The sequence below is a fragment of the Mycobacterium sp. NPDC006124 genome, from assembly GCF_040614235.1.
Taxonomy (GTDB): domain Bacteria; phylum Actinomycetota; class Actinomycetes; order Mycobacteriales; family Mycobacteriaceae; genus Mycobacterium.
Map to the genome: position 1 here is coordinate 254697 of NZ_JBEXUA010000004.1, position 26984 is coordinate 281680.

Genomic DNA, 26984 nt, shown 5'->3' on the forward strand with positions numbered 1-26984 from the left:
CCGATCACCAGAACCTCAGGTAGCGGTCGGTCTCCCACGACGAGACGTGCGCGGTGTAGGAGTCCCACTCGGCGCGCTTCTCGCTGACGAACGAGGCGAACATGGCCTCACCGAACACATTGCGCACCAACGGGTCCGCCTCCAGCGCATCGACGGCCTCACCGAGCGAGCGTGGCAGCCAGCCGATGCCGCGCTTGGCCAGGTCACCCTCCGACGCGTCGTAGAGGTTGTCCCGGTTGGGGTCACCGGGATCGAGTCCCTCCCGAATGCCCTCCAGACCGGCGGCGAGCACCAGTGCGGCGCCCAGGTAGGGATTGCTCGCGCTGTCGGCGGCGCGACACTCGACCCGGCCACCTCCGCGGGGGATGCGCAACATGTTGGTTCGGTTGTTGTCGCCGTAGCAGGCGAAGATGGGCGCCCACGTGAGCCCGGACATGCTGCCCTGCTTGACGAGTCGCTTGTAGCTGTTGACCGTCGGTGCGATCACCGCGCAGATCGCCGACGCGTGCCGTAGCACGCCCGCGGTGAACTGGTAGCCCAGCGTCGACAGCCCGCACCCGCGGGGATCGTCCTCGGACTCGAACAGGTTGAGCCCCGCCGAGTCGGCCAGCGACATGTTGTAGTGCGCTCCGCTGCCCGTGCGGTCGGCGAACGGCTTGGGCATCCACGACGCGAACAGGCCGTGCTTTCGGGCGATCTCGCCGACCATCATGCGGAAGAACACCAGCCGGTCGGCCATGGCGACGGCGTTGGTGTAGGTGAAGTCGGTCTCGAACTGCCCGTTGCCGTCCTCGTGGTCGAACGAGTAGACGTCCCAACCGAGTTCGTTCATCGCGGAGACGATCTCGTCGACCACGCCGTAGTTGTGCAGCATCGTGCGCAGGTCGTAGCACGGCTTGGCCAGGTCGTCGTCGAGACTCGCCGGCTGGGGCACGCCGACGCGATCGTCGGTGAGCAGGAAGAACTCCGTCTCGATGCCCAGGTTGAAGGTGTACCCGAGGGTTTCGGCGTCGGCGGTGACTCGTTTGAGGATCTGGCGGCTGCAGGCCTCGAACGGAGTGTCTCCGATCCAGAGATCGCCGGGGAACCAGGCGATCTCGCGGTTGAACGGCGCGATGATGGCGGCGTCGAGATCGGGATGCGGTGCGACCTCGTCGTCGTTGACGTCCTGCGGCACGCCGTCGAGGGCGGCGCCGGTGAACATCTCCGATCCCTTCGACGCCTGCTCGAGATGGCCGAGCGGCACCATCTTCGCCTTGGGCTTGCCGTGCACGTCGACGAAACTGATGGCCGCGTACTTCACGCCGGCCGCGGTGAGGCGCTCCGCGATCTCGGCGGTCCGTCCGGTGAACGTGGTGACGATGATTCCTCCTGGTTTCCGGTGGTCGAGCAGGACGGTAAGTGCCCTCTGTTGCCGACCTGTTTCGCCGTCGTAAATGACGTATGGAGACTCCTTCCCTGCCTCGTTCGGGTGGAACGCACGTCAGGAGGCTTCCACCGACGGTGAATCAATAGGTCATCGAGAGGGCTTGGAGACGGCACCAAGCCGTTCCCGCCGATGTGCCGCGCGGTTGATCTTGACCGGGTAGATATGACGGCATGATCGAGGTAACCCTGCTGGGCACCGGCAGTCCGATGGTCGACCCCCACCGCGCCGGACCGGCCACGCTGATCCGGGCGGGGAGCCAGACGCTACTCGTGGACTGCGGCCGAGGAGTCCTGATGCGCGCCGCGGCGGTGGGCGTCGGCGCCGCCGACGTCTCGGCGTTGCTGCTGACCCATCTGCACAGCGATCACATCACCGATCTGTCCGACGTCGTCACCACGCGGTGGATCTCGACGTTCACCCGCACCCCCCTGCCGGTGTTCGGCCCACCCGGAACGGCCGCCGTCGTCGAGGCCATCCTGGCCTCCCTCGCGCCGGACATCGGCTACCGCGTCGGCCATCACGCCGACATCACCGAGCCTCCGACCGTCGAGGTCCACGAAGTGACCGAGGGCACCATCTGGGACGTCGACGGCGTCATCGTGTCGGTGGGAGCGACCGATCACCGTCCGGTGGAACCGACCATCGGCTTCCGGATCGAATTCGACGGCGCGTCGGTGGTGGTGGCCGGCGACTCGGTGCCGTGCGCCAGCCTGGACACCTTGAGCAGCGGCGCAGATGCGCTGGTGCACACCGCGATTCGCAAGGATCTGGTAGAGCTCGTACCCAATCAGCGCCTGCTCGACATCCTCGACTACCACTCCTCGGTGGAGCAGGCCGCCGCCACCGCGGCGCGGGCCGGGGTGGGCACACTCATCCTCACGCACTACGTTCCGTCGCCGGCCGCCGGTCAGGAAGACCAGTGGCGGGCGCGGGCGGCCGCCGAGTTCGACGGCACCGTCGAACTCGGCGACGACCTACACCGCGTGGAGGTCGTCGCTAGGCCAGCCGGGTGATCTCGACGATGACGTCGAGGTCGGTCGACCCCTCACCGGAGTAGATGCCCTTGAGCGGCGTCACGTCGTGGTAGTCGCGGCCCACCCCGACGCTGATGTACTGCTCGTTGATCTCCTTGTCGTTGGTGGGGTCGTAGTGCCACCACCCACCCGTCCACGCCTGGATCCAGGCGTGGCTCTGGCCGTCGATGGTGTCGCCCACCTTCGCCTTCGCGTTGGGATGAAGATATCCCGAGACGTACCGCGACGGAATTCCCATGCTGCGCAACACGATCAGGGTCAGGTGTGCGAAGTCCTGGCACACGCCCTTGCCCTCCCGCAGCGCGTCGAGACCCGAGGAGTGCACCCCGGTGGTGCCCGGCACGTAGGCCAGCTCGGTGTGCACCCACTGCGCCGCCTCGATCACCGCCTGCTGTGGATCGTGATACTTCGCGATGCGCTCGCCGACCCGCGTCAGACGCCTGCTGAACGGGGTGAACTCCGACGCGCTGAGGTATTCGTCGAACTTGTCCTTCACCGCAGGCGAGTCCAGGTCCTCCCACGACAGCCGCTCCTCGGGCACCTCGCCCTTGTCGGTCTCGACCACCGAGGAGGCGGTCACCTCGAGTTCGGCATGCGGAGCGTGCAGGTCGAACGCCGTCACCGCCGTACCCCAGTAGTCGACGTAGCGGTAGGACCGGGTGGCGGGCACCGTCTCGATGCGGTTGAGGACGACGTTCTGCCGCGAGTCCGACCGCGGAGTCAGGCGGGCTTCGTTGAACGACGCGGTGACCGGTGACTTGTAGGCGTAGCCGGTTGCGTGGATGACTCGCATGCGCCACATGTCCTAGACCTCGCCCTCTTCGATGACCAGCGAACCGTTGCGCCCGGCGTCGGTCCAGGCCACCCACGGTGCCGAGTAGAAGTACTCCTGCGCCAAGGCTTCTCCCACTTCGGCGCAGGTCACCTGCAAGGCGCCGAGCCGTTCGTCGAGGGATTCCAGCAGCACCCCGGATCTCAGGAACTCCAGCTCGCTGCGGGCGCGGCCGAGGAGGCGCTGCGCCTCGGCGGTCGCCCCGACGCGGTTGAGCCTGCGGTGGTGCAGCTCGTCGAGGCTGTGCTCGGCCAGGCGCAGCGAGTACATCACCGAGCGGGGGAACAGCCGGTCGAGCATCATGAATTCGACCACCCGGCCGGCGTCGAGAACGCCGCGGTAGGTCCGCAGGTACGTGTCGTGCGCACCGGCCGAGCGCAGTACCGTCACCCAGGCCGGCGAGGACGCGCTGTCGCCGACGCGCGACAGCAGCAGCCGCACGATCATGTCGACGCGCTCGATGGCCCGGCCCAGCACCATGAACCGGTAGCCGTCGTCACGCGAGAGCGTCGAGTCGGCCAGGCCGGCGAACTGCGCCGCCCGGCCCTCGATGTAGGACAGGAATTCGTGCGGTCCGAGACGTCGGGCGGCGCGCTCGCGCTCCGGTAGCGCGTTGTAGGTGGTGTTGAGGCACTCCCAGATCTCGGTGGAGGTGACTTCCCGTGCCCCGCGGGCGTTTTCGCGAGCCGCGGAGATCGAGTCGACGATCGAGCAGCCACCTTCGGTGTCGCGACTGAATGCCACGAGGTCGGTCAGCGACCACAGGTCGAGCTCGGTCTTCGGCGGCTTGATCCCCAGCACCCTCAGCAGAGTGCGCGACGCCTGGTCGGGGTCGACGCTGGAGTCCTCCAGCAGTTGGTGCACGGTCACGTCGAGGATGCGCGCGGTGTCGTCGGCCCGCTCGACGTAACGGCCGATCCAGTACAGCGATTCCGCGTTGCGTGCCAGCATCAGTTCACCGCCTGCTGCTGCTGTCGTTGTTGCTGCTGTTGTTCCTGCTGACCCTCGACGGGTCCGGCCGTCTGCGACTGCTTCTGCGACTGGGTGGGCCCGTCACCGTTGCGCTCCTTGGCCGGCTTCGGCTTCGGCAGCGCGCGAACGACTTCCGCCGCGGCGAGTTCGCGGTCGGCCACCGAGGTGCGCGACGCCAACACCCAGGTGTCCTTGGAGCCACCACCCTGGCTGGAGTTCACCACCAACGATCCCTCGGGCAGCGCGACACGGGTCAGGCCACCGGGCAGCACCCACACGTCGTCACCGTCGTTGACCGCGAACGGTCGCAGGTCCACGTGGCGTGGGGCCAGGCTGTCGTCGATCTGCGTCGGCACCGTGGACAGTTGCACGACCGGTTGTGCGATCCAGCCACGCGGATCGGAGCGGACCTTCTTGGTGATCGCCGCGAGTTCCTTCTCGCTGGCGCTCGGACCGAAGACGATGCCGTAGCCACCCGAGCCCTCGACGGGCTTGATGACGAGTTCGTCGATGCGGTCGAGCACCTCCTCGCGCTCGTCGTCCAGCCAGCACCTGAAGGTGTCGACGTTGGCCAGTGACAGCTTCTCGCCCAGGTAGTACTCGACGATCGTCGGGACGTAGCAGTAGACCAGCTTGTCGTCGCCGACGCCGTTTCCGACCGCGCTGGAGATCACCACGTTGCCGGCGCGGGCGGCGTTGAGGATGCCCGCGACGCCGAGCACCGAGTCGGGCTTGAAGTGCATGGGGTCGAGGTACTCGTCGTCGATGCGGCGGTAGATGACGTCGACCTGACGTTCACCCTCCGTGGTGCGCATGTAGACGGTGTTGTCGCGGCAGAACAGGTCGCGGCCCTCGACGAGTTCGACGCCCATCTGCCGCGCCAGCAGCGAGTGCTCGAAGTACGCCGAGTTGTAGACACCTGGCGTCAGCACCACGACCGTCGGATCGGCCTCGTTGGAGGCGGCGGCGTTGCGCAACGCGCGCAGCAGGTGCGAGGAGTAGTCGCCGACCGCACGCACGCGGTGGGTGGCGAACAGATTCGGGAACACCCGCGCCATGGTGCGGCGGTTCTCCATGACGTAGGAGACGCCCGACGGGGACCGCAGGTTGTCCTCCAACACCCGGAACGTGCCCTGGCCGTCGCGCACCAGATCGATGCCGGCGACGTGGATGCGGACGCCGTTGGGCGGGACGATGCCCGCCGCCTCGCGGTGGAAGTGCTCGCAGGAGGTGATCAGCCGGCGCGGGATGACGCCGTCACGCAGAATCTCCTGGTCGCCGTAGATGTCGTCGAGGAACATCTCGAGTGCCTTGACGCGCTGCTTGATGCCGCGCTCCAGGCGCGACCACTCGGCCGCCGAGATGACGCGCGGCACCAGGTCGAGTGGGAACGGCCGTTCCTGACCCGACAGCGAGAACGTGATGCCCTGGTCGACGAAGGCGCGTCCCAGCGCCTCGGACCGGGCGGCCAGCTCGGAGGCGTCCGACGGCGCGAGCTCGGCGAAGATGCCCTTGTACGGCCCGCGGACGTTGCCCTGGGCGTCGAACATCTCGTCGAAGGCCTTGGAGTAGTCGCCGACGTCGTTGTAGCCGCCGAAGATGCCGTGGTGACGAGTGGACGAGGACGCGGTCTTTCGCCCCGTTCGGGCGCCGTCCGCAGGCAGGGTTCGAAGGCTCACGACTGACATGCTGCCCCAACGTATTCGTTTCGGCAGGCCAGGCCACGCTGCTTTGGGGATTTAGGTGCTCCGCTGGTAACGTGAACCCTCGCTGCCCTCAGCAGGGCGCCCGTGCACACTTTGGTACATCCAAGCAGACATTCGCAAAGGAACTTTCGCGTGGCCAACATCAAGTCGCAGAAGAAGCGCATCCTCACCAACGAGACCGCGCGCCTGCGCAACCAGTCGGTGAAGTCCGCTCTGCGCACGGCTGTGCGCGGCTTCCGCGAGGCCATCGACGCAGGTGAGAAGGACAAGGCCGCCGAGTTGCTGGCCACCACGAGCCGCAAGCTGGACAAGGCCGCCAGCAAGGGCGTCATCCACAAGAACCAGGCGGCCAACAAGAAGTCCGCGCTCGCACAGGCCCTGCACAAGCTCTGAGCTAGTTCCCCCCGGCCAGTTCGGCCACCCTTCGCACCGCTGACTCGAGCGCGTAGTCCGAGTCCGCGGCTGCTCCCTTGACGTCTGCGTTCAAGGCGGCCACGAGGCGCATCGCCTCGGCCACCGAGTCCCGTGTCCACCGCCTGGACTGCTTCTGCGCCTTCTGCACGCGCCATGGCGGCATGCCCAGCTCGCCCGCCAGCCGGTAGGGATCCCCGGACAGCGGACCTACCCGCGCGATCGCGTGCACGGCCTCGGCCAGCGCGTCGGCGAGCACCACGTGCGGTTCACCGCCGATCATCGCCCACCGCAACGCCTCGGCGGCGCCGGACACGTCACCGGCCACGGCCTTGTCGGCGATGTCGAACCCCTTCACCTCCGCCTTGCCGCTGTGATAGCGGCGCACCGCGTCGGCGGTCACCTCACCGCCGGTGTCGGCGACGAGCTGTGAGCACGCAGCGGCCAGCTCCCGGACGTCGGATCCCACCGCGTCGAGCACCGCCGTGACGACGTCGTCGCCCACCTTGACCTTGAGACCGCGGAATTCGCGGCGGACGAAGTCGGCACGTTCACCGGCCTTGGTGATCTTGGCGCACGGATGGACCTCGGCCCCGAGCGCCTTGAGCCGGTCGGCCAGTGCCTTGGCCCGGCCCGCACCGGAGTGCACGACGACGAGCACGGTGCCCGGCTGCAAGTCCGCCGCGGCGTCGGCGATCAGGGCGACCGCGTCCTTTCCGGCCTCGGCGGCCGCTTCGAGCACCAGGATGCGTTCGTCGGCGAACAGCGACGGGCTAAGCAGTTCGGCGAGCTCGTTGACGCTGACCTCGCCGGCGCGCATCCGGTCGACGGGAACGTCCTGCGTGCCGGCCTCCTTGCGAGCGGCACGCAGGACCGTGCCGATCGCGCGGTCGACGAGCAGATCTTCATCGCCCAGGACGAGGTGCAGTTGACTCACGCCACGATGGTGTCACGCCGCACCGACGCTCCAGGCCACCAGGCACACCGCTGCGCCGATGACCGTCAGCCGGCCCCAGCGCCGCCGCCACAGCGCGACCGTCGCCACTGCGGCGGCCCCGGTGATCGCCACCCCCGGCCAGCCCGACGGCGTGGTCACCACCGCGCCGGGAACCGCCGCCGCCCAGGCGCCGACGTGCGTCAGCCACCACAGCTCGGGTCCGGTGAAGCGGATCATCGACTCGGCGGCGGCGGGCCATGGCACCGTCAGCACGGCCGCTGCGGTGCCGATCACCGTGATCGGCGGAATCACCACGGCGACGGCGAGATTCGCCAGCACCGAGACCATGCTGACGGTCCCGGACATGCCTGCGACCAGCGGCGCCGTGACGAGCTGGGCGGCGACGGCGACGCTGACCCCCGCGGCCACCGGCGTCGGCCACCCGCGGTCGACGAGCCGACGCGCCCACACCGGGGCCACGACCACCAGTGCGGCGGTCGCCGACACCGACAGGGCGAATCCCACGTCGACCGCGAGCTCGGGCGCCACGACCAACAGCACCAGCACACAGGCCGACAGCGCCGGAATCGCTTGGCGCCGACGGCTCGACAGCACCGCGAACAGGGCGATGGACCCCATGACCGAGGCCCGCAGCACGCTGGCCGAGGGTTGCACCACGACGACGAACGCGATCAGCGCCACCGCGGCGAGCGCGACGGCGATCCGCGGACCGACCACGGCCGCCGAGGACAGGACCGCGCCACACACGATGGTGACGTTGGCGCCCGACACCGCCGTGAGATGGGTCAGTCCTGAGGCGCGGAAGTCGGCCTGGGCGTCCTCGCCGACCGCGGAGGTGTCCCCCAGCACCAGCGCAGGCAGCATCGCCGCCTGGTCGCCGGGCAACACCGCCCGGGCCGCGTCGGCGAACCGCGCCCGAACCTCGGCGGCGGCCCGCTGCACCAGGCTCGCGGTGCCCCACCGCGGGCTGCCCGTCGCGGTCAGGACCGCGACCGACAGGTCCCGTCGCATCGGCCGCGAGATGCGGGCACGAAAGGCCGCGGGCCGACCAGCGGACACCTCGCGATAGTCCGATCCCGATGCGAACACCACGACGCGGCCGGTGGTCTCCCGCCCGTCGACTGACATCAGTTTGGCGCGGAACATGATTCGCGTCCCCCGCAGTAGGCGAGGAGACTCGGTTGGGATCACGACGACCGCCGCGGTCGTGCCGTACTCGGAGACGACGGGATGATGCTCGACGTCGTGCACCCGCATCCCCACCGCCGCAGCGAAGGCCACGCCGACCGCCGCCACCGCGACGACGGCGGGCCACGGCATCCGCAACCGCCATGCGACCGCCGCCGCGACGAGCACCGCCGCCAGCACGACCGCCCAGGCCGCCGTCGCCCCCCAGACGATGCCGGCCGCGGTGACCGCCCAACTGGTGAGCGCGCTCGGCACCAGCCGGACGTCGGGGACGGCGCCGGCCGTCGTGGTGGTCACACGTGAACCAGGGCGCGCAACTTCTCCAGGCGAGCCGGGCCGATGCCGTCGACCTCGGCGAGTTGATCCACGCCGGCGAAGGAGCCGTTGGCATCACGCCAGGCGACGATCGCCGCCGCGGTGACGGGACCCACGCCGGGCAGGGCGTCGAGCTGCTCGACCGTCGCGGTGTTCAGGTCGACGAGTTCGCCTGGTGCCGAGCCCTTCTCGCCGACGGTGGGAGACGCGGACGCTGCACCGGGTGGCGAGGTGATCGAACTGCCCATCGACGGCGGGGCACCCGGCGGTGACGACAGGCCGACGACGATCTGCTCACCGTCCGCGACGCGGCGGGCCATGTTGAGGCCCACCAGGTCCGCTCCGTCGAGCGGCCCGCCCGCGGCGGCGAGCGCGTCGGCGACGCGGCCACCGGTGCCGAGCGTCACCAGACCGGGCTGATGCACCAGCCCGACCACGCTGACGGTGACCTCGGCCTCCGCCGGCGCGGCCGGCGGCGCGGCCGGCGCCGTGGACGAGACCATCTGCACCGGCGGCAGTTTCGCCGACGTGACCGCGGGCCCGTCGTCGCGGGTCAGCGTGAACACCGTCACCAGGACGGCGACGGCACCGAGGACCACGAGGCCGACGACACCCGCGCGGCCCGGGTCGGCCCGGACCAAGGCGACCCATCCCGAGGCGGTGCCGGTGGTCGCCTCGGGCAGCCATCGCGACAGGGAGGTGTCGGACTCCTCGGCGCTGGAGGCGGCCTCGGCATCCCCCTCGGGCGAGCGTGTTCCGGAGAGCCGGCGTTCCACGTCGAGGACCGGTCGTTCGGTGCGCATGCCGCGACGTTAGGCGCGGCGACGGACGGGATTGCCCCGCCAGCCGGCCGACGGACACCCGCTGTGGATGAAGCGCCGTCTGTGGACTACCCCCACCCGTCCGAGCGCCAGCACACCCAGTCGATCTCGACCAGCGCGTCGACGGCCAGCCCGCTCACCCCGACGCACGTCCTGGACGGCAACCGATCCGGGAACCACGCGGCGTAGGCGGCGTTGAACGCGTCGTAGTCGGCCCAGTTCGTCAGGAAGGCGCGCACCGAGACCACGTCGGCCAGCCCGCCGCCGCAGAGTTCGCTGACGCGCAACAGGTTACGCAGCACCTGATCGGTCTGGGTGGCGACGTCGGAGCCCACCACGGCGCCGTCCACCCCGGTGGGCATCTGACCGGTGACGTAGAGGGTCTGGCCCGCGGCGGTGGCGTGGGCGAACGGGGCGACCCCGGGCGGAACGCCGTCGGCGGGGCTGAAGGTGAACGCCCGAATCCCGGTCATCCGGCGAGCCGCCAGCTCGGGAAGCACCGTTTGTCGATACGGCCGTGAACGCCCTGGCGTTGATCGACGACCTGGGTGACCGTGAAGTCGACGGCGACCGACATGAAGGAGTACGCGTCCACGCCACTCAGGCCGAAATGTCGTTGGAGTACGTCGAGAGTCCTCGTCGCAGCAGCCTTCATCGCCTCGTCGAGGGTGTCGCCGAATCCGTGCACCACCATGTCGGTCGAAGTCTCCAACACCGGGACGGTGAACGGCACGTCACGGCGAACCGTCACGCGCAGCAATCCGTTGAGGGAGGCCTCCAGTGCGGTCCCGCTGACTTCGCCGTCGCCTTGAGAGACGTGCGGGTCACCCACCGAGAGCAGTGCGCCGGGCACCTGAACCGGGAAGTACATTCGGCCACCCACTCCGATCCGCCAGTCGTCGACGTTGCCACCGTGATCGCCGGGCGGCACCGACGACACCCGCTGCGGTTCGGCGGGCGCGACCCCCATGGTGCCAAAGTGCGGGCGCAGCGGGATGACGACACCCGGCAGCGCGGGTTCACGGGCCTCGGCGTCGGGGGTGACGACGGTGCCTGGCTGGTCGGCCAGCGGAGTCGCGGCCCAGTCGTAGCCGAAGACCGCGCGGGCCAGCAGGCCATCGCAGTCCAGTTCGTAGATCGTCACGCGTTCGACCGGCAGCACGTCGTAGAGGTGGCCCCAGTGCGCGGCCAGATTCGACCCGTAGGGCAGCCGCGGGACCGCTTCGAGGATGTCCACCTGCAGGACGTCCCCGGGGCGGGCGCCCTCGACGGCGACGGGTCCGGTCAACAGGTGCGGTCCCGGCCCACGGTCGGTGACGGAATCGAAGACCGCGGCGACGCCGTCGTCCATGAGCAGGTCCGGAGCGTCGCCCGCATGATGGGTCAGCGTCTCGATCTGGATCAGGTCACCGGACGCGACGACGACGGCCGGGGGCAGGCGCGGGTCGAAGAAACCCCAGTGCACCGTCGACGGCGTGGCGGGCAGGAAGTGGTGCATCCGGCGATCATGCCAGCGGTCGACCCTCTCGGCGCGGCGACGAAGTGCGGGAATCGGCCCGCCGGTGAACACCTCGCGAATAGTGTTCACGCCATGACTTCGACGACCGACAGGCCGCTCCGGGTGATCCAGTGGACCACCGGCAACATCGGACGGCGTTCGCTGCACGCCGTCATCGGGCGCGACGACATGGAACTGGTCGGGGTGTACGCCCACGGCGCCGACAAGGTGGGCGTCGACGCCGCCGAACTGGCCGGCCTGACCGAGCCGACGGGCGTCACCGCGACGAACGACGTCGACGCCCTGATCTCCCTGCGGCCCGACGCCTGCTGCTACAACCCGCTGTGGCCCAGCGTCGACGAGCTCGTCCGGCTGCTGGAGGCGGGTGTGAACGTCTGCTCCAGTGCCGCCTGGATCACCGGCGGCAAGCAGACCCCGGAGGACATCGGTCGCATTCAGAAGGCCTGCGCCACGGGCAATTCCACCATCTTCGGCAGTGGGGCTCATCCCGGTATGACCAACATGGTGGGCATGGTGCTCTCCGGTGCATGCGAGGACGTCGACCAGATCCGGATCACCGAGTCGGTGGACTGCTCGACCTATGAGTCGGCGGGCACGCAGTCGGCCATGGGATTCGGCCGTGACCCTCAGACCCCCGACCTCGCCGAGAGCGTTCGGCGGGAGAGCGAGGTGTTCGCCGAGTCGGCGGCGATGATGGCCGACGCGATCGGCGCCACCCTGGACAGGATGACCTTCGACGTCGAGTTCACCGCCGCCACCGGCGATTCCGACCTCGGCTTCATGCAGATCCCCGCGGGTACCGTCGGCGGGGTCTTCGGATATCACCGCGGCTGGGTGGGCGACCGGAACGTCGTCAGCGTGGGCTTCAACTGGACGATGGGCACCCACGTCACCCCACCCAAGCCGCTCGAGCAGGGTCACGTCATCCAGGTCTTCGGCACGCCGAACATGCGCACCGTACTGCACTGTCTGCCGCCCAAGGACTGGCGTGAGCCGGGCTTCATGGGCCTTGGCATGATCTACACCGCAATGCCGGTGACCAACGCGGTGCCCGCCGTCGTCGCCGCGGCGCCGGGAATCGTCACCCTGAAGGACCTGCCACCGGTGACGGGTCGCCTTCGGCGCCAGCACTAGTCGTCACGACACGGCGTCGACGACGATCCTCGACGCCTGGGCGATGACGCGGTGCGCCTCGTCGGCCGGGAGCGCCGGATCCCGGGGCGACACGTAGACCGAGACGATCACCGGCGCGCGATGCGGCGGCCACGCCACGGCGAGGTCGTTGCTCTCGCCTTGGGCACCGCTTCCGGTCTTGTCGCCAACGGTCCAGTCGCCCGGCACGCCGGCCCGGATGGCCTGGCCGCCCGTGGTGTTGGCGATCAGGAGGTCGGTCAGACGCCGGCGCGAACCGTCGTCGAGGGCAGTGCCCAGGACGAGCGTCTGCAGATCGGCGGCCATCTGCGCCGGCGTCGAGGTGTCACGCTCGTCCCCCGGGCTGGTGACGTTGAGATCTGGCTCGAGGCGGTCGGCACGTGTGACGTCGTCGCCGAGGGTGCGCGCGAACTCGGTGACGGCGGGCGGCCCACCGAGCAATCCGACGAGCAGGTTGGCGGCCGTGTTGTCGCTGACCGTGATCGCGGCGTCGCACAACGCGGCGACCGTCATCCCCTCGGTCACGTGCAGAGACGTCACCGGCGCCCAGGCGAGCACGTCCGACGGCCCGTAGTCGACGACCCGGTCGAGGAGGCCAGGCTCGGTCTGGCTGCGCCGGAGGACGGCGGCGACGACCAACACCTTGGCCGTCGAGCACATCAGGAATCGTTCGTCGGCGCGATGCGTCACGACGGCCCGGCTGCCGGTGTCGACCGCGAAGACGCCCAACCGAACCTTGGCGCGAGCTTCCAGCTGCGCCAACGCGTCCGAGGCGCCGGGCCCTTGCGCCCGGGCTGGCGCCGCGGTGCGCCCAACCGCGGCGGTGCCGACTGCGGCCAGTCCGATACCCAGTAGCGTGCGGCGGCTCATCGAGGTGGTCATGGCGACGACTAGACCATTCTGCGCGCAGCATGTCCAAGATCGACTGACGCGCTCAGCGATATCATCGACGTATGACCGCTGCTCACCAGCGCATCGACCTGGTCAGACACCTCGAGTTCTTCGTGGCGGTGGCCGACGAGTTGCACTTCGGTCGGGCCGCGGACGCCGTGGGCGTCAGTCAGCCACCGCTCTCACAGGGTCTGCGTCGCCTCGAGCGCAAGCTGGGGTTCACGCTGTTCGACCGCAGCAGCCGCGGCGTCGCGCTGACCGACGCCGGTGCCGCCCTACTCCCCCATGCCCGCCGGATCCTCGGCGAGGTGGCCCTGCTGCTGTCCGCTGCCGACGATGCGCGACTGGAACCGGTGGGCCTTCGCCTCGGGGTGCCGCCCCAACTGCCGGTGAGCGCGGTGGCGGCCCTGGTCACCTGCGCACGCGTCGTGCAGCCGCACCGGCGGGTCGAGCAGTCCACCGCGCCGACCACGGAGCTGCTGCCCATGGCGCTCCGCGGCACGGTCGACGTCGCCGTCGTCGTCCACCCGGCTCCGGTGGCGGGCCTGCAGGCGGGTCCCGTCGTGCGGCTGCCACGGCACGTCCTGGTTGCCGCCGATCACGCTCTCGCCCAGGGCGATTCGGCTCGAATATCGGCGAAGGAGCTGGCGCGCGCCCTGCCGCTGGCGCTGCCGCCACGCCGACACCACCCCGCCGCGCACGACGACCTGCTCGACGTGTCGGCACGGCACGGGGTTCGGCTGAGCCAACGCCACGCCGAGGACGACCGCGCCGCGATGCTCGCCGCGGCATCCGGCACGGTGGCGGCCCTGACCGCCGACCCGAACCTCTCGTCGCCCAGCATCGCCAATCTGATCCTCACCGGGGATCCGTTTCCGTTGCGGCTGAGACTGGTTCGTCCGACGAACCCCGACCGCCCGGTCGAGCCCGGGGTACTCGCAGCCGTGCAACAGGCACTCGACGACGTGGCGGGTGGCGGGCGATGAGCGACGTCTGCGACCACATCGGCCATGTCTTCGCCGACGCCGGCGCCACCGGCTGGCTTCACGCCGTCGCCGCCGACGGTTCGAGCGGCGGCACCGTCGACGTCGCCGGCGATCGTCCCGTGGCCATCGCCTCGGTGTACAAGTTGCCGCTCCTGGTCGCGATGATGCGGATGGTCGACGACGGCCGGCTCGACCCGCTGGAGCGGATCACGCTCGAACCCGCCGACCGCACCGTGGGCCCAACCGGAATCTCGGCACTGCTCGACGCCGTCACCATGTCGTGGCGCGACCTGGCCTCGACGATGATGAGCGTGTCGGACAACGCCGCCGCCGACGCAATCATCCGACGGGTCGGCATCGAAGAGATCGCCGAGACGCTGCGCGCCCTCGGCCTCACCAGAAGCCGCGTGGTGGGCGGCACCGCCGATGCCTACCGCCTTCTCCACGTCGACACCGGCACCACCACCCTGGCGGCGGCGCTGGAGGCCCTCGCCGACGCCGACCGGACCGTCGACCCGCGCGCCTATGATCCGTTGCACTCCAGTTCCGCCACCGCGAGGGAGATGACGACGCTCCTCACCCGCATCTGGACCGATGCCGCTGCCAGCGCGCAGAGTTGCGCCTTCATCCGGCGACTGATGGGTCTGCAGGTGCGAACCACGCGCATTCACAGCGGATTCCCGTTCGCGGGGGTGCAGGTGGCCAGCAAGACCGGGACCATGGGCGCGCTACGGCACGACGTCGGCGTCGTCCAGTTCGACGACGAAAGGCCCTACGCCGTCGCAGTCTTCACGCAATCGGCCCGAGCGGCCGCCGTCCAGCCGACGGTGGATGCCGCCATCGGGCACGCCGCCCGTCTTGCCGTCGACCACCTGCGGGGCATCCACCGCTAGAGCCGGGCGGCGAGCATCCGGATGCCCGGTCCGTCGAGGTCGGCGAGCGCGTCGCGACGGCCCGCCATGACCATCAGCAGCGCCTCGCCAGACCCACGCACCTCGGGCCCCTTGCCGTGCGACCAGTCGACGTCGACGGCCACCAGTCGCGTGCCGCGGGCGCGCCACGCACCGCGGATGGTGGGTGCGTAGCGCACGAAGTCCAGTGCGACGCGAAGGCGGTCCGGCGGGATGGTCCGCGGCAGGCCCAACGGACGCCGGATGTCTTGCTGGTGGATCATGTTGTCGGTCAACGCGATCCGGCCACCAAACCCAGCGGTCAGTCCCGACGGCTCGGTGTTGTCGCGAAAGATGCCCACGATCTGCTCGTCCGTGCGGTCCGCCAAGGCCTCGACGGCCAGCGCGTTGATCCGGTCGGTCTGAAGCCATCCCTTCAGGAACCGAGCGGCCAGACCGGCAGGCGGAACACCCTCGAAACTGATGCAATGCGCGGCGACGTCCCGAACGGTCCAGCCTGCGCACAGCGACGGCGCCGCCCACTGGTCCGGCGTCAGACCGTCGAGGAGGTCCGCGAAGTCCTCGCGCTCCGCCCGCGTCAGTTCCAGATACGCCATGGTGTCTCCTCAATCCTCCAGCGTGACGCAGACGCCGATGGCGCCACCCCCGACGTGCACCGACAGCACCGGGCCCATGTCGGTGACGGACATCGTGTTCACCTGGGGCAGCCGGGTGGTCAGCGCCGCGCCGACCTCGGCCGCGCCGTCGTAGTCGTCGACGTGGTGCACCGCGAGAGTCGCCAGGCGGTCGCCGACCACCTCGGCGACGGCGTCGACGAGCGCCGCATGCGCCTTGGACGCCGTACGGATGCGCTGGGACAGCACCAGTCGGCCGTCGACGTCGAGGCGTAGCAACGGCTTCAACGAGAGTGCGGTGCCCAGCCACGACGCCGCGGTGCCGATCCGGCCGCTGCGGCGCAGATTGTCGAGCCGGTGCACCACGATGAAGGCGTGACCGCGAGGCACCGCATCCCGCGCCGCGGTCTCCACGGCGTCGAGGTCCCCGCCGGCGGCCGCGGCGCGCGCCGCGGCGAGCGCGACGAACCCGACACCGGCCGCAGCCGACCGCGAATTCACCACGCGCACCGCTGATCCGAACTCACGGGCCGCCCCGACGGCCGAACTGAACGTGCTCGACAACGCCGCGGACAAGTGCACCGCGACCACCCCGTCGCCACCGCTGTCGGCCAGCGCCTTCCGGTACGCCTGCGACAGATCGGCCGGTGAGGCTCCGGCGGTGGTCGCGTGTGGTCGGTCGTGGACGTCGTGGGGCACGTCGTCGACCTCGTCGAGCAGGTCGGCACCGTCGACCAGCACGTGCAGCGGAACCTGTCGAATCCCCCACCGCTGCAACAGTTGCCGCTCCAACCGGGCCGAGGAGTCGGTGACCACCGTGACGGCCACGATCAGCTACCCGAGTCCACGGTCGTCACGCCCGCCTCGGCGAGTCCCTTCATCATCAGGTCGGCCACCGCGCGGTGCGCCTCGAAGTTCCAGTGGATGCCGTCGGGATTGCCCCGGCCACTCATCACCTCGTCGCCCACCGCGGCCTTGAGGTCGACGATCGGGACGTCGTGCCGTCGACCCCAGTCGGTGATGGCGGCGGCGGTGGCGTCGCGCCAGCGGTGCGACCTGCCGTAGGTCTGCGCAACGTGAACGGACGGGACGCACGCGACGAACGGAATGCCCGGTCGGTTGAAGTCGATTGCGGCGCGGGTCTGTTCGAGATAGTCCACGCTCAGATGGGCAGGCAGTGCGGGGCGCGCCAGCGGCGACAGCCTCGGCTGCAGCCAGCCGTATCCGTCGCGTACCCAGCGGCGCAGCGTCGGCGGCCGCAGGTAGCGGATCCCCTCGCGCAGCGCGGTCGGCAACGGCGAGGGCAGTGAATCCATGCCGGACGTCGCGAAGACCACCGCACCCGCGCGGGGCAGCGACGCCCAGGCGCGGGGGTCCTGGATGGCGGCCCACCATACGTCGCGACAGGTCCACCCGATGCGACCGATCAGCTCGACGTCCCAGTCGAGTTGGGCGGCAACGATGTTGGGCCAAATCCTGGGGTCGTCGGCCGGCAGGCCGCCGGTCGGCCCGTAGTAGGACAGGGAGTCACAGAAGACGAGGAGGGTCCGGCGGGCAGGAGCGGACTCGTCAGAGGACATCGTTGGCGACCTGGGCCGAGGCGTTCCACACGTCGAGCCGCCACCGGATCTCCCGTGGCGCCGCGTCGTCATCGGAATGCCCGGACAGCTGCACCCAGCTGGCGTTGCCCATGCCGCCGAGCACCGGCCAGTTGTCGACCGGCAGGTTCAGCAGGGCGGCCGTGAGCGCGGCGATCAACCCGCCGTGAGCCACCAGCACCACCGGGCGGTCCGAGGCGTCCCCGGCATCCGCGGAGCCCCAGCCCTCGAGTTGGGTCAGCAATTCGTCGACCAGCGGCATGCTGCGCTCGGCGACGTCGACCCTGCTCTCGCCGCCGTGTGGAGCCCACCTGGCGTCGTCGCGCCACGCGAACCGAGCGCCGGGCGCGACGTCGTCGACCTCGTGATGGGTCAAACCCTGCCAGTCACCGAGGTGCGTCTCGCGAAGGCGGGTGTCGAGCGACATCTCCACCCCGCTGCGCTCGGCCAGCGCGGTCGCGGTGTCGGCGGCGCGCCGCAGATCCGAGGACACGATGGCCAGCGGCTGACGCTTGGCCAGCACCTCGGCGGCCGCGGCGGCCTGATCGCGTCCAAGGTCGGTCAGATCGGTGTCGAGCTGGCCCTGCATGCGGTTGCCGGCGTTGTACTGCGTCTGCCCGTGACGCAACAGCACCAGGCGACGAACCCTCACCGTTCGCCGTCCAGGTCGACCGGGATGATCGGGCAGTCGCGCCAAAGCCGGTCCAGGGCATAGAAATTGCGCTCGTCCTGGTGTTGGATGTGGGCCACGATGTCGATGTAGTCGAGCAGCACCCACCGGCCCTCGCGGGTACCTTCGCGGCGGGCGGGCTTGTACCCGGCCAGCCGCATCTTCTCCTCGACCTCGTCGACGATTGCGTTCACCTGGCGGTCGTTGGACGCCGAGGCGACCACGAAGCAGTCCGTGATGACCAGTTGGTCGGAGACGTCGATGACGACGACGTCGTCGGCGAGCTTGGCCGACGCGGCCTGGGCTGCGATCGTGGCCATGTGGATGGCTTCTGCGGTGGCCGTCATGCGTGGTGTTCCCCTAGTAAGTGAGCCGTCGCGGGATAGAGACCGCGCTTGGTGACGTATTGGACGACGCCATCTGGCACCAGGTACCAGATGGGCCTGCCGAGTTCGGCCCGCCTTCGGCAGTCACTCGACGAGATCGCCAGCGCCGGAACCTCGACGAGTTTCAGCGAGTCGGCGGGCAGTTCCTTCATCGCCGCCTCGATGTGCTCGCCGTCGAGCTCGTAGCCGGGCCGGCTGACCCCCACGAAGCGTGCGAGGGCGAACAACTGCTCCCAGTTCTGCCAGGACAGGATCGAGCCGAGGGCGTCGGCCCCGGTGATGAAGTACAGGTCGGCGTCGGGATTGAGCGCCGCGAGGTCACGCAGCGTGTCCTTGGTGTAGGTCGGACCGCCGCGGTCGATGTCGACCCGACTGACCGAGAAGCGTGGATTGGCCGCGGTGGCGATGACCGTCATCAGGTAGCGGTCCTCGGCCGCGGTGACCGAGCGGTCGCGCTTCTGCCACGGCTGACCGGTGGGCACGAAGACGACCTCGTCGAGGGCGAACAGATCGGCGACCTCGCTCGCGGCCACGAGGTGACCGTGGTGGATGGGGTCGAACGTTCCGCCCATCACCCCAAGTCTGCGTCGAGTCACGACTAGGCAGCTTAGACGGGTAGCAGCTGGTCGATCACCGCGGCGAGCTGCTTGGCCGAGCGGCACTCGTGCATGGGGATGACGCCGGAGTACCGCGGCACCGCCGAATCTCCGCTGCCCCACAGGTGCCTGGGCTCCGGGTTGAGCCAATGGGCGTGCCGGCTGGCGGTCACCATGTGCGTCAGCAGGTCGACCTCGGGATTGCGGTAGTTGTTGCGCGCGTCGCCGAGCACCAGCAGGGAGCTGCGCGGGGAGAGCACGCTCGGATACTTGTCCAGGAACGAGACGAACGCGTGCCCGTAGTCGGAATGACCGTCACGGGTGAACACCCCCGCCTCCCGAGTGATGCGCTGCACGGCGACGGCCAGGTCGGCCTCGGGCCCGAACATCTCGGTGACCTCGTCGGTGGTGTCGATGAAGGCGAAGACGCGAACCCTGCTGAACTGCTGACGCAGCGCATTGACCAGAAGCAGGGTGAAGTGGCTGAAGCCGGCGACCGAGCCGGACACGTCGCACAGCACGACCAGTTCCGGACGGGCCGGGCGCGGCTTCTTGAGCACGACCTCGATGGGCACGCCGCCGGTGGACATCGACTTTCGCAGCGTCTTGCGCAAGTCGATCTGACCGGCGCGCGACCGTCGGCGACGCGCGGCCAGTCGAGACGCGAGGGTCCTGGCCAGCGGCGCGACCACCCGGCGCATCTCGCGCAGCTGCTCACCGGAGGCCCGCAGGAACTCGACGTTCTCGGCGAGCTGGGGAATGCCGTAGGTCTGGACGTGCTGGCGCCCGAGTTGCTCGGCGGTGCGACGCTTGGTCTCGGCCTCGACCATGCGGCGCAGCTGTCCGATGCGCTTGGCGGCCATCGCCTTGGCGATCTGCTCCTGGGTGGGGGTGGGCTCCTCGCCGTAGGGCGCCAGCAGGCCGGCGAGCAGCTTGCCCTCCAGCTCGTCGAGGGCCATGGCCTTGAGCGCCTGATACGACGAGTACGACGGACCCCGGCTGGAGCTGTACTTGCCGAACGCCTCGACGATCTGGGCGACCATCGCCGCCAGCCGGTCGTCCATGGTGGCCATGTCCTCGTTGCCGGCCAACATCTCCACCAGCGCGGCCCGCAGCGCCTCGGCGTCGCGGCCTGGCGCGCCGTCGGGCGCGGTCGGATCGTCGGACTCCTCGTCCGAGAGCACCGTGCGGGCACCCAGAGCCGCGGGGAACCACAGGTCGAACATGGCGTCGTAGGTGCTGCGATGGTCCGGCCGGCGCAGCACTGCACACGCCAGCCCCTCGCGCAGCACCTCGCGGTCACCGAGTCCGAGCACCGTCATCACCTGCCCCGCGTCGACCGTCTCCGACGGCCCGACTGCGATGCCCACCCCGCGCAGCGCCTCGACGAACTCCACCAGATGGCCCGGGAAACCATGGGGCGCAAGGGGTTGCGGCGGGGTACTGCGACTGTAGGCCATCAGTTGAGCCTGAGCTCCCCGCTGGCCTTGACCTGATCGGACTGGTGCTTGAGCACCACGCCGAGCGTGGCGGCGATCATCTCGTCGTCGATGGTGTCCATGCCCAGGGCCAACACCGTTCGGCCCCAGTCGATGGTCTCCGCAACCGACGGGACCTTCTTGAGCTGCATGTCGCGCAGCACCCCGATGATCCGGACCAGCTCCTCGGCGATCTTCTCCGGGAGTTCGGGTACGCGCGACAACAGGATCCGGCGCTCCAGGTCCGGCGTGGGAAAGTCGATGTGCAGGAACAGGCATCGTCGCTTGAGCGCCTCGGACAGTTCGCGGGTCGCGTTGGAGGTCAGCAGCACGAACGGGGTGCGGGTGGCGGTGATCGTGCCCAATTCCGGCACGGTGACGGCGAAGTCGGACAGCACCTCCAGCAGCAGGCCCTCGATCTCGATGTCGGCCTTGTCGGTCTCGTCGATCAGCAGCACGGTCGGGTCGGTTCGCCGGATCGCGGTCAGCAGCGGTCGCTGGAGCAGGAACTCCTCGCTGAAGACGTCGGTCTTGGTCTGGTCCCAGTCGGCGGACCCGGACTGGATGCGCAGGATCTGCTTGGCGTGGTTCCACTCGTAGAGGGCACGGGCCTCGTCGACGCCCTCGTAGCACTGCAACCGCACCAGACCGGAACCGGTGCACTGCGCGATCGCGCGGGCCAGTTCCGTCTTGCCGACGCCGGCCGGTCCCTCGACGAGAAGCGGCTTGCCCAACCGGTCGGCGAGGAAGACCGCCGTCGCCGTGGCCGTGTCGGGGAGGTAGCCGGTTTCGGCGAGCCGCTTGGCGACGTCGTCGATGTCGGTGAACAGCGGGGTCGGACGGGTGGGGACGGCCACGTTGGGTGTTCTCCTTGCTAGGCAGGGCGGATGTGGCCGTCGGCGGGTGAGCCCCACACGATCCACTTGGTCGAGGTCAACTCCGGTAGTCCCATCGGACCTCTGGCGTGGAGTTTCTGAGTGGAGATGCCGATTTCGGCGCCGAAGCCGAACTGCTCCCCGTCGGTGAAGGCGGTCGACGCGTTGACCATCACCGCGGCCGCGTCGACGCGCTCGGTGAAGCGTTGCGCCGCCGCGAGATTGGCGGTGACGATGGCCTCGGTGTGGCCTGTGCCGTACTCGTTGACGTGGGCGATCGCGGCGTCCACGCCGTCGACCACGGCCACCGCGATGTCCATCGAGAGGAACTCGGCGCGCAGTTCCTCCTCGCTCGGGTCGAGGTGGACGGTGACGCCGGCGTCGGTGAGGGCGGCCACCAGCCGTGGCAGCGCGGTCGCGGCGATCGCCGAGTCGACCAGCAAGGTCTCGGCGGCGTTGCAGACGCTGGTGCGTCTGGTCTTGGCGTTGAGCACGATTCGCTCGGCGACGTCGAGATCGGCCGCCTCGTGGACGAAGACGTGGCAGTTTCCGACGCCCGTCTCGATGGTCGGCACGGTCGCGTCGCGCACCACGGCGTCGATCAGCCCCGCGCCCCCACGGGGGATCACGACGTCGACCAGTCCGCGGGCCTGAATCAAATGCGTGACGCTGGCGCGGTCGGCACTGGGCAGCAGTTGGACGGCATCCTCGGGCAACCCCTCGCCGAGCAGCGCCATCCGCAGCGCGGCGACGAGCGCCGCGTTGGACTGTGCCGCCGACGAACTGCCGCGCAACAGCGCCGCGTTGCCGGACTTGAGGGTCAGGCCGAACGCGTCGACGGTGACGTTGGGCCGGCCTTCGTAGACCATGCCGACCACCCCGAGAGGGACGCGCTGCTGGCGGATCTGCAGCCCGTTGGGCAGGGTGCTGCCGCGCAACACCTCGCCCACCGGGTCCGGCAGGCCGGCGACCTGTCGCAGACCTGATGCAATGCCCTCGACGCGCTGCGGGTTGAGCGCCAAGCGGTCCAGCATCGACTCGGGCGTGCCCGCAGCCCTCGCGGCTGTGACGTCGGCGGCATTGGCGGCCAACACCTCGTGCACGTGGGCCAGCACCGAGTCCGCCGCGGCGTGCAGCGCGCGGTTCTTGGTCTCGGTGGTCAACGTCGCAAGGGTGCGGGCGGCGACGCGCGCCCTACGGGCGGCGCCGTGAACCCGATCGCGCAGGTCGGAGGGAGCCTCAACGCTCATTAGTGCAGCTTATCGAGGTACGCCGCGTTTCGCCGCGTCGGGTCAGGTCGACGGCCTGAGCACGTCATGTGCGATGGACAGCGCAGTGCTCGTCTCGGCGTCCGCCGACTGCTGGGCGACCAGGACGCGACTTCGATCCGGGGACAGGGCGACCGACAGCACGTGATGTGGCAGACCGCCCGCGTAGGCCACCCGGTTGACGCGGATCAACGGCGACCCGATGGCGGTCGACAACAGTGACGCCGTTCGGGGACCGGCGATCTCGGCGGTCATCTCGTGGTCGAGGTGCTCCAGTTTCACCCCCGCGTCGGTCATCAGCCGGTAGAGCGGAGCCTGCCGCAACGCCGACTCCGTCACCACCTCGGCGAGTTCGGCGGGGAGCCAGGCATCCGTGATCATCAGGGGCTCGCCGGTTCGGCGCTCGTGACGTACCCGCAGGACGTGCAGCGCGGTGTCGCGGGCGTCCCATCGAGCGGCGACGGCCGGTGGAACGGCTCGGACACCCCACTCGACGACGTCCACCTCGGTCTCGAATTCGACCTGCCGCATGTTGTCCAGGTAGCTGCCGCCGGAGACCTGCCGGGCCGCCGCCGAGTGTTCGGCGACGAAGGATCCGACGCCGTGACGCCGGTCGACGAAGCCCGCCTCGGACAAATCCGCCAGGGCGCGTCGCACGGTGATGCGGGAGACGCCGAACATGTCGCAGAGCGTCTGCTCGGTCGGCAGGGCCTCACCCGATGCCAGTGCTCCGCGGCTGATCTCGTCGTGGAGCACCAGGTAGAGCTGACGGTGCAGCGGTACCCCGGCGTCTACGCTGACACGCGCGGTGCCGTTGCCGGGTTCCTCCACAGCGGAGAGTTTTTCACACTCCCGGCCGGTTAGGCCTCCGGGACCTCGCGGTCGATCTCGTCGAGCCAGATTCGCGCCGACATGTCCGACGGGGCGCGCCAATCACCGCGCGGAGACAGCGCTCCGCCCGCGGACACCTTCGGACCGTTGGGCAGCGCGGACCGCTTGAACTGGCTGAAGGAGTAGAACCGCTGGACGAAAACCTGGAGCCAGTGCCGGATCTCGCTGAGCGAGTACTCCGGCCTCTCGTCGACGGGGTAGCCGGTGGGCCACCCGCCGGTCTCGGCATCGTGCCAGGCATGCCAGGCGAGGAAGGCGACCTTCGACGGGCTGAATCCGTAGCGCAGCACCTGGAACAGTGAGAAGTCCTGCAGGACATAGGGTCCCACCTTCGCCTCGCTGCTCTGGACTTCCTCGTCCTCGCCGGCGGGCACCAATTCGGGGGTGATCTCGGTGTCCACGACCGACTGCAGCACCACGTTGACGTCGTCGGCGAACTGACCCGAGGAGATGACCCAGCGAATCAGGTGCTGGATCAGCGTCTTCGGCACGCCCCCGTTGACGTTGTAGTGGGACATCTGGTCGCCGACACCGTAGGTGGACCAGCCCAGCGCCAGCTCGGAGAGGTCACCGGTGCCCAGCACGATGCCGCCGCGCTGGTTGGCCAGCCGGAACAGATAGTCCGTGCGCAGACCGGCTTGCACGTTCTCGAACGTGACGTCGTACACCTTCTCGCCACGGGAGAAGGGATGCTCCATCTCGGTCAGCATCCGCGTCGCGGTCTCGCGAATGTCGATCTCGGCGAAGGTCACCCCCAACGCCTTGCACAGGGCGATCGCGTTGCCCTTGGTGCGCTCCCCGGTCGCGAATCCCGGCATCGTGAAGGCCAGGATGTCGCTGCGCGGCCGCTGTTCGCGGTCCATCGCCCTGGCCGCCACGATCAGCGCGTGTGTCGAGTCGAGACCACCGGAGACCCCGATCACGATCTTGGGATACTTCAGCGCCCGCATCCGCTGTTCGAGGCCGGACACCTGGATGCTGTAGGCCTCGTAGCAATCCCTCTGCAGGCGTTCGGGATCCGACGGGACGAAGGGAAATCGTTCGACCGCTCGGCGCAGCCCGATGTCACCGGCGGGCGGATCCAGGACGAACTCGACCCGCCGGAACGCGTCGACGCGGTCGGCGTGATGGCGCCGGTTGTCGTCGAAGGTTCCCATCCGGAGACGTTCTGCACGCAGGAGTCCGACGTCTACGTCGGCGACCGACCTGCGCTCGCCCTTGGGGAAACGCTCGGTCTCGGCGAGCAGCACGCCGTTCTCGTAGATCATCGTCTGGCCGTCCCAGGCCAGGTCGGTCGTCGACTCGCCCTCACCGGCCGCGGCGTAGACGTAGGCGGCCAGGCAGCGAGACGATGCCGAGCGCGCCAACAGCTTCCGGTCGTCGGCGCGACCGATGGTGATGGGGCTGCCGGAGAGGTTGGCGAGCACGGTCGCGCCCGCGAGCGCAGCATCGGCACTCGGCGGCACGGGGACCCACATGTCCTCGCAGATCTCGACGTGCAGCACGAAGCTCGGGAGGTCGGTCGCCGTGAACAACAAGTCCGGTCCGAACGGCACCTCGGTGCCGCCGAGCCGGATGACCCCACCCTGGTCGTCGCCGGGGGCCATCTGGCGTCGTTCGTAGAACTCGCGGTAGGTCGGCAGGTAGGACTTCGGCACGACGCCGAGCAACGCGCCCCGGTGGATCACGACCGCGGTGTTGTAGATCCGGTTGCGGTGCCGCAGGGGCGCGCCGATCACCAACACCGGCAACAGGTCCGCCGAGGCGGCGACGACCTCGTCGACGGCTGCTTCCACGGCGTCGAGGAGGGTGTCCTGCAGGACGATGTCCTCGATCGAGTACCCGGACAGCGTCAGCTCGGGGAAGACCGCCAGCCCGACACCCTCGTCGTGGCACTCGCGCGCGAGGCCCAGCACTGATTCGGCGTTGGTCGACGGGTCGGCCAGCGTCGTGTGATGGGTACACGCGGCCACTCGCACGTAGTCGTGCCGGTAGGCGGAGTAGAAGTCCACGCTCCCATTCTTTCAAAGGCCCCGGCGTACGGGTCCCTTTGGCGGTCTCAACGGCGCATCGAAGTCCGCATCATCCGAAACTACGATTGACAACCCATTCGTTGTCAATGGAGCCCTAACTGGTGTTTCTCACTGGAGTCGACGTAACCGATCATGGCGGCAGGGCGAAGTCCGCCCACCTCAACCCCGAGGAGTGGGACGTGACCTCAGTCGCCGCGGCCAATCGCAACGACCTCGAGCTCAGTCGACGAGCGAACAAGGTCGTGCCCGGCGGAATGTACGGACACCAAGCCGTCCGCAACATGTCACCGGCCTACCCTCAATTCTTCGCCGCAGGCAACGGCGCTCTGATCACCGACGTCGATGGCAACGAATACGTCGACCTCATGTGCAGCTGGGGGCCCGTCGTCCTCGGACACCGTGACCCGGTCGTCACGACGGCGGTACACACTCAGATGGAACGGGGCGAATGCTTGGACGGTCCTGGCCCGGTATTGGTCGATCTCGCGGAGACCCTCGTCGACGCGATATCTGACGCCGACTGGTGTCTGTTCGGCAAGAACGGGACCGACGCAACGACCGCCTGTCTGACCATCGCCAGGGCGTACACCGCTAAATCGGTCGTCCTTGTTGCCCGGGGTGTCTACCACGGCGCCGCGCCATGGTGCTCTCCGGTGCCCGCCGGCACCCTTCCGAGTGACCGCACTGCGATGGGCTACTTCGACTACAACGACGAAGCTGACTTCGACCGGGCGGTGGAGGCGGCCGGAAACGACCTTGCGGCGGTGATGTTGACGCCATTTCGTCACGTCGAGGGCGAGGATCAGGATCTCGCCGACGTCGACTTCGCTCGACACGTTCGAAGCCGCTGCGACGCACTCGGCGCACTGCTCATCATCGACGACGTGCGATGCGGCTTTCGGCTGGCTCACGGCGGCAGCTGGGAACCCCTTGGCATCCGGGCAGATATGAGTGCCTGGAGCAAGGCAATCGCCAACGGCTACCCGCTCGCGGCCGTGACCGGCCGAGAGTCCTTGCGCGACGCGGCATCGACGGTGTTCCTCACCGGATCGTTTTGGATGAACGCCACCCCCATGGCAGCGGCACTCGCCACCATTCGACGCCTGGCTCAGATCGACGGAGTATCGCTGATGCAGCAAGCCGGTTCCCGCCTCCGGGAGGGGATCCAGGGCCAAGCGGCCGACCGCGGGTTCGACATCGCCTACACCGGGCCAGACGTCATGCCCTACATGACGTTCGCCGGGGACGATGACTACGCCAAGATGACGTGCTTCGCCGAAGCTGCCCTCGCATCTGGGGTCTACCTCCACCCCAGGCACAACTGGTTCATGTCGTGCGCGATGACAGACGACGTCGTCGACCGCGCGCTGCGTGGCACGGAGGCTGCATTCGCCGCGGTGCACGAGCGTTTTGGCCCCAGCTGAGTTCACCAGCCTTCATCAAGGAGATC

General features: G+C 69.2%; 27 protein-coding genes. 6 read left to right on the forward strand and 21 right to left on the reverse strand.

Annotated elements, in window-relative coordinates:
- Positions 1–4 precede the first annotated feature (4 nt).
- Positions 5–1363, reverse strand: a complete 1359-nt coding sequence (gene glnT / locus ABZ195_RS10880; protein ID WP_355217870.1) for a type III glutamate--ammonia ligase — start codon at positions 1361–1363, stop codon at positions 5–7.
- A 236-nt stretch (positions 1364–1599) separates the two neighbouring features.
- Between glnT and ABZ195_RS10885 the strand changes: the two genes are divergently transcribed.
- Positions 1600–2442 (forward strand): ribonuclease Z, encoded by an 843-nt coding sequence (locus ABZ195_RS10885; RefSeq protein ID WP_355217475.1) that lies wholly within the window; start codon positions 1600–1602, stop codon positions 2440–2442.
- Here the strand turns inward: ABZ195_RS10885 and ABZ195_RS10890 are convergent.
- From ABZ195_RS10890 to ABZ195_RS10900, 3 genes are read right to left on the reverse strand one after another with little or no spacing between them, the layout of a single operon-like run.
- Complete coding sequence (locus tag ABZ195_RS10890; RefSeq protein WP_355217476.1) at positions 2426–3265, reverse strand: transglutaminase family protein; 840 nt, start codon at positions 3263–3265, stop codon at positions 2426–2428. The two genes, ABZ195_RS10885 and ABZ195_RS10890, sit on opposite strands and share 17 nt — an antisense overlap.
- A gap of 3 nt (positions 3266–3268) precedes the next feature.
- A complete protein-coding gene (locus tag ABZ195_RS10895; protein ID WP_355217477.1) occupies positions 3269–4246 on the reverse strand; it encodes an alpha-E domain-containing protein in 978 nt (325 codons plus the stop codon).
- Complete coding sequence (locus ABZ195_RS10900) at positions 4246–5817, reverse strand: circularly permuted type 2 ATP-grasp protein (protein ID WP_355217871.1); 1572 nt, start codon at positions 5815–5817, stop codon at positions 4246–4248. Before ABZ195_RS10900 ends, ABZ195_RS10895 begins: the two co-directional genes overlap by 1 nt.
- Before the next feature lie 288 nt (positions 5818–6105).
- Between ABZ195_RS10900 and rpsT the strand changes: the two genes are divergently transcribed.
- Entirely contained in the window at positions 6106–6366 is a 261-nt protein-coding gene (gene rpsT, locus ABZ195_RS10905; RefSeq protein ID WP_355217479.1) for a 30S ribosomal protein S20, read from the forward strand.
- 1 nt (position 6367) lies between these two features.
- Here the strand turns inward: rpsT and holA are convergent, their stop codons facing one another.
- From holA to ABZ195_RS10930, 5 genes are all read right to left on the reverse strand, one after another.
- Positions 6368–7312, reverse strand: coding sequence for a DNA polymerase III subunit delta (holA, locus tag ABZ195_RS10910; protein ID WP_355217873.1), 945 nt, complete (start codon positions 7310–7312; stop codon positions 6368–6370).
- A 21-nt stretch (positions 7313–7333) separates the two neighbouring features.
- Entirely contained in the window at positions 7334–8827 is a 1494-nt protein-coding gene (locus ABZ195_RS10915) for a ComEC/Rec2 family competence protein (RefSeq protein WP_355217481.1), read from the reverse strand.
- Positions 8824–9648 (reverse strand): ComEA family DNA-binding protein, encoded by an 825-nt coding sequence (locus ABZ195_RS10920; protein WP_355217483.1) that lies wholly within the window; start codon positions 9646–9648, stop codon positions 8824–8826. The genes ABZ195_RS10915 and ABZ195_RS10920 overlap by 4 nt, the downstream gene beginning before the upstream one ends.
- A gap of 86 nt (positions 9649–9734) precedes the next feature.
- A complete protein-coding gene (locus ABZ195_RS10925; RefSeq protein WP_355217875.1) occupies positions 9735–10139 on the reverse strand; it encodes a RidA family protein in 405 nt (134 codons plus the stop codon).
- Positions 10136–11254: an acetamidase/formamidase family protein gene (locus ABZ195_RS10930; RefSeq protein ID WP_355217484.1), complete on the reverse strand. Its 1119-nt coding sequence runs from the start codon at positions 11252–11254 to the stop codon at positions 10136–10138. Before ABZ195_RS10930 ends, ABZ195_RS10925 begins: the two co-directional genes overlap by 4 nt.
- A 3-nt stretch (positions 11255–11257) precedes the next feature.
- Here ABZ195_RS10930 and ABZ195_RS10935 point away from each other — a divergent pair, with 3 nt between their 5' ends.
- Positions 11258–12319 (forward strand): dihydrodipicolinate reductase, encoded by a 1062-nt coding sequence (locus ABZ195_RS10935; protein ID WP_355217486.1) that lies wholly within the window; start codon positions 11258–11260, stop codon positions 12317–12319.
- Between the two features lie 3 nt (positions 12320–12322).
- On the opposite strand, the gene bla is transcribed toward ABZ195_RS10935, so the two are convergent.
- Positions 12323–13219: a class A beta-lactamase gene (gene bla / locus ABZ195_RS10940; protein WP_355217488.1), complete on the reverse strand. Its 897-nt coding sequence runs from the start codon at positions 13217–13219 to the stop codon at positions 12323–12325.
- 71 nt (positions 13220–13290) lie between these two features.
- Between bla and ABZ195_RS10945 the strand changes: the two genes are divergently transcribed.
- Complete coding sequence (locus ABZ195_RS10945) at positions 13291–14214, forward strand: LysR family transcriptional regulator (RefSeq protein ID WP_355217490.1); 924 nt, start codon at positions 13291–13293, stop codon at positions 14212–14214.
- The gene (locus ABZ195_RS10950) at positions 14211–15107 is read left to right on the forward strand and encodes a serine hydrolase (protein WP_355217491.1); all 897 of its coding nucleotides are present in this window, start codon (positions 14211–14213) and stop codon (positions 15105–15107) included. Before ABZ195_RS10945 ends, ABZ195_RS10950 begins: the two co-directional genes overlap by 4 nt.
- Here ABZ195_RS10950 and ABZ195_RS10955 read toward each other — a convergent pair.
- Genes ABZ195_RS10955 through ABZ195_RS11005 form a run of 11 tightly spaced genes read right to left on the reverse strand, consistent with a single transcriptional unit; the run spans position 15104 to position 25513 of the window.
- Entirely contained in the window at positions 15104–15721 is a 618-nt protein-coding gene (locus ABZ195_RS10955) for a maleylpyruvate isomerase family mycothiol-dependent enzyme (protein ID WP_355217493.1), read from the reverse strand. The genes ABZ195_RS10950 and ABZ195_RS10955 overlap by 4 nt on opposite strands.
- 9 nt (positions 15722–15730) lie before the next feature.
- Positions 15731–16567, reverse strand: coding sequence for a DegV family protein (locus ABZ195_RS10960; protein ID WP_355217494.1), 837 nt, complete (start codon positions 16565–16567; stop codon positions 15731–15733).
- A gap of 2 nt (positions 16568–16569) precedes the next feature.
- On the reverse strand, positions 16570–17319 hold the full coding sequence (gene octT / locus ABZ195_RS10965) for a diglucosylglycerate octanoyltransferase (RefSeq protein WP_355217496.1): 750 nt from the start codon (positions 17317–17319) through the stop codon (positions 16570–16572).
- Entirely contained in the window at positions 17309–17989 is a 681-nt protein-coding gene (gene gpgP / locus ABZ195_RS10970; protein WP_355217497.1) for a glucosyl-3-phosphoglycerate phosphatase, read from the reverse strand. Before gpgP ends, octT begins: the two co-directional genes overlap by 11 nt.
- Entirely contained in the window at positions 17986–18354 is a 369-nt protein-coding gene (rsfS, locus tag ABZ195_RS10975; protein ID WP_355217499.1) for a ribosome silencing factor, read from the reverse strand. Before rsfS ends, gpgP begins: the two co-directional genes overlap by 4 nt.
- On the reverse strand, positions 18351–18989 hold the full coding sequence (gene nadD, locus ABZ195_RS10980) for a nicotinate-nucleotide adenylyltransferase (RefSeq protein ID WP_355217501.1): 639 nt from the start codon (positions 18987–18989) through the stop codon (positions 18351–18353). The genes rsfS and nadD overlap by 4 nt, the downstream gene beginning before the upstream one ends.
- Positions 18990–19000: 11 nt before the next feature.
- Complete coding sequence (locus tag ABZ195_RS10985; RefSeq protein ID WP_355217503.1) at positions 19001–20449, reverse strand: VWA domain-containing protein; 1449 nt, start codon at positions 20447–20449, stop codon at positions 19001–19003.
- Positions 20449–21324, reverse strand: coding sequence for a MoxR family ATPase (locus ABZ195_RS10990; protein ID WP_355217505.1), 876 nt, complete (start codon positions 21322–21324; stop codon positions 20449–20451). The genes ABZ195_RS10985 and ABZ195_RS10990 overlap by 1 nt, the downstream gene beginning before the upstream one ends.
- Positions 21325–21341: 17 nt before the next feature.
- Positions 21342–22592, reverse strand: a complete 1251-nt coding sequence (locus tag ABZ195_RS10995; protein ID WP_355217507.1) for a glutamate-5-semialdehyde dehydrogenase — start codon at positions 22590–22592, stop codon at positions 21342–21344.
- Positions 22593–22634: 42 nt separating this feature from the next.
- Complete coding sequence (locus ABZ195_RS11000) at positions 22635–23441, reverse strand: GntR family transcriptional regulator (protein ID WP_355217509.1); 807 nt, start codon at positions 23439–23441, stop codon at positions 22635–22637.
- A 29-nt stretch (positions 23442–23470) separates the two neighbouring features.
- Complete coding sequence (locus tag ABZ195_RS11005; protein ID WP_355217510.1) at positions 23471–25513, reverse strand: NAD(+) synthase; 2043 nt, start codon at positions 25511–25513, stop codon at positions 23471–23473.
- Between the two features lie 122 nt (positions 25514–25635).
- Between ABZ195_RS11005 and ABZ195_RS11010 the strand changes: the two genes are divergently transcribed.
- A complete protein-coding gene (locus ABZ195_RS11010; RefSeq protein WP_355217512.1) occupies positions 25636–26958 on the forward strand; it encodes an aminotransferase class III-fold pyridoxal phosphate-dependent enzyme in 1323 nt (440 codons plus the stop codon).
- The last annotated feature ends 26 nt before the right edge of the window (positions 26959–26984 follow it).

Coding starts and splice junctions, on each gene's coding strand:
- ABZ195_RS10895 (WP_355217477.1), bottom strand. CDS start 4,246: ATGCTGGCACGCAACGCGGAATCGCTGTACTGGATCGGCCGTTACGTC.
- ABZ195_RS10945 (WP_355217490.1), top strand. CDS start 13,291: ATGACCGCTGCTCACCAGCGCATCGACCTGGTCAGACACCTCGAGTTC.
- ABZ195_RS10985 (WP_355217503.1), bottom strand. CDS start 20,449: ATGGCCTACAGTCGCAGTACCCCGCCGCAACCCCTTGCGCCCCATGGT.
- ABZ195_RS10955 (WP_355217493.1), bottom strand. CDS start 15,721: ATGGCGTATCTGGAACTGACGCGGGCGGAGCGCGAGGACTTCGCGGAC.
- octT (WP_355217496.1), bottom strand. CDS start 17,319: ATGTCCTCTGACGAGTCCGCTCCTGCCCGCCGGACCCTCCTCGTCTTC.
- bla (WP_355217488.1), bottom strand. CDS start 13,219: ATGACCACCTCGATGAGCCGCCGCACGCTACTGGGTATCGGACTGGCC.
- ABZ195_RS10925 (WP_355217875.1), bottom strand. CDS start 10,139: ATGACCGGGATTCGGGCGTTCACCTTCAGCCCCGCCGACGGCGTTCCG.
- ABZ195_RS10885 (WP_355217475.1), top strand. CDS start 1,600: ATGATCGAGGTAACCCTGCTGGGCACCGGCAGTCCGATGGTCGACCCC.
- ABZ195_RS10900 (WP_355217871.1), bottom strand. CDS start 5,817: ATGTTCGACGCCCAGGGCAACGTCCGCGGGCCGTACAAGGGCATCTTC.
- ABZ195_RS10935 (WP_355217486.1), top strand. CDS start 11,258: ATGACTTCGACGACCGACAGGCCGCTCCGGGTGATCCAGTGGACCACC.
- ABZ195_RS10890 (WP_355217476.1), bottom strand. CDS start 3,265: ATGTGGCGCATGCGAGTCATCCACGCAACCGGCTACGCCTACAAGTCA.
- ABZ195_RS10995 (WP_355217507.1), bottom strand. CDS start 22,592: ATGAGCGTTGAGGCTCCCTCCGACCTGCGCGATCGGGTTCACGGCGCC.
- rsfS (WP_355217499.1), bottom strand. CDS start 18,354: ATGACGGCCACCGCAGAAGCCATCCACATGGCCACGATCGCAGCCCAG.
- ABZ195_RS10920 (WP_355217483.1), bottom strand. CDS start 9,648: ATGCGCACCGAACGACCGGTCCTCGACGTGGAACGCCGGCTCTCCGGA.
- ABZ195_RS10950 (WP_355217491.1), top strand. CDS start 14,211: ATGAGCGACGTCTGCGACCACATCGGCCATGTCTTCGCCGACGCCGGC.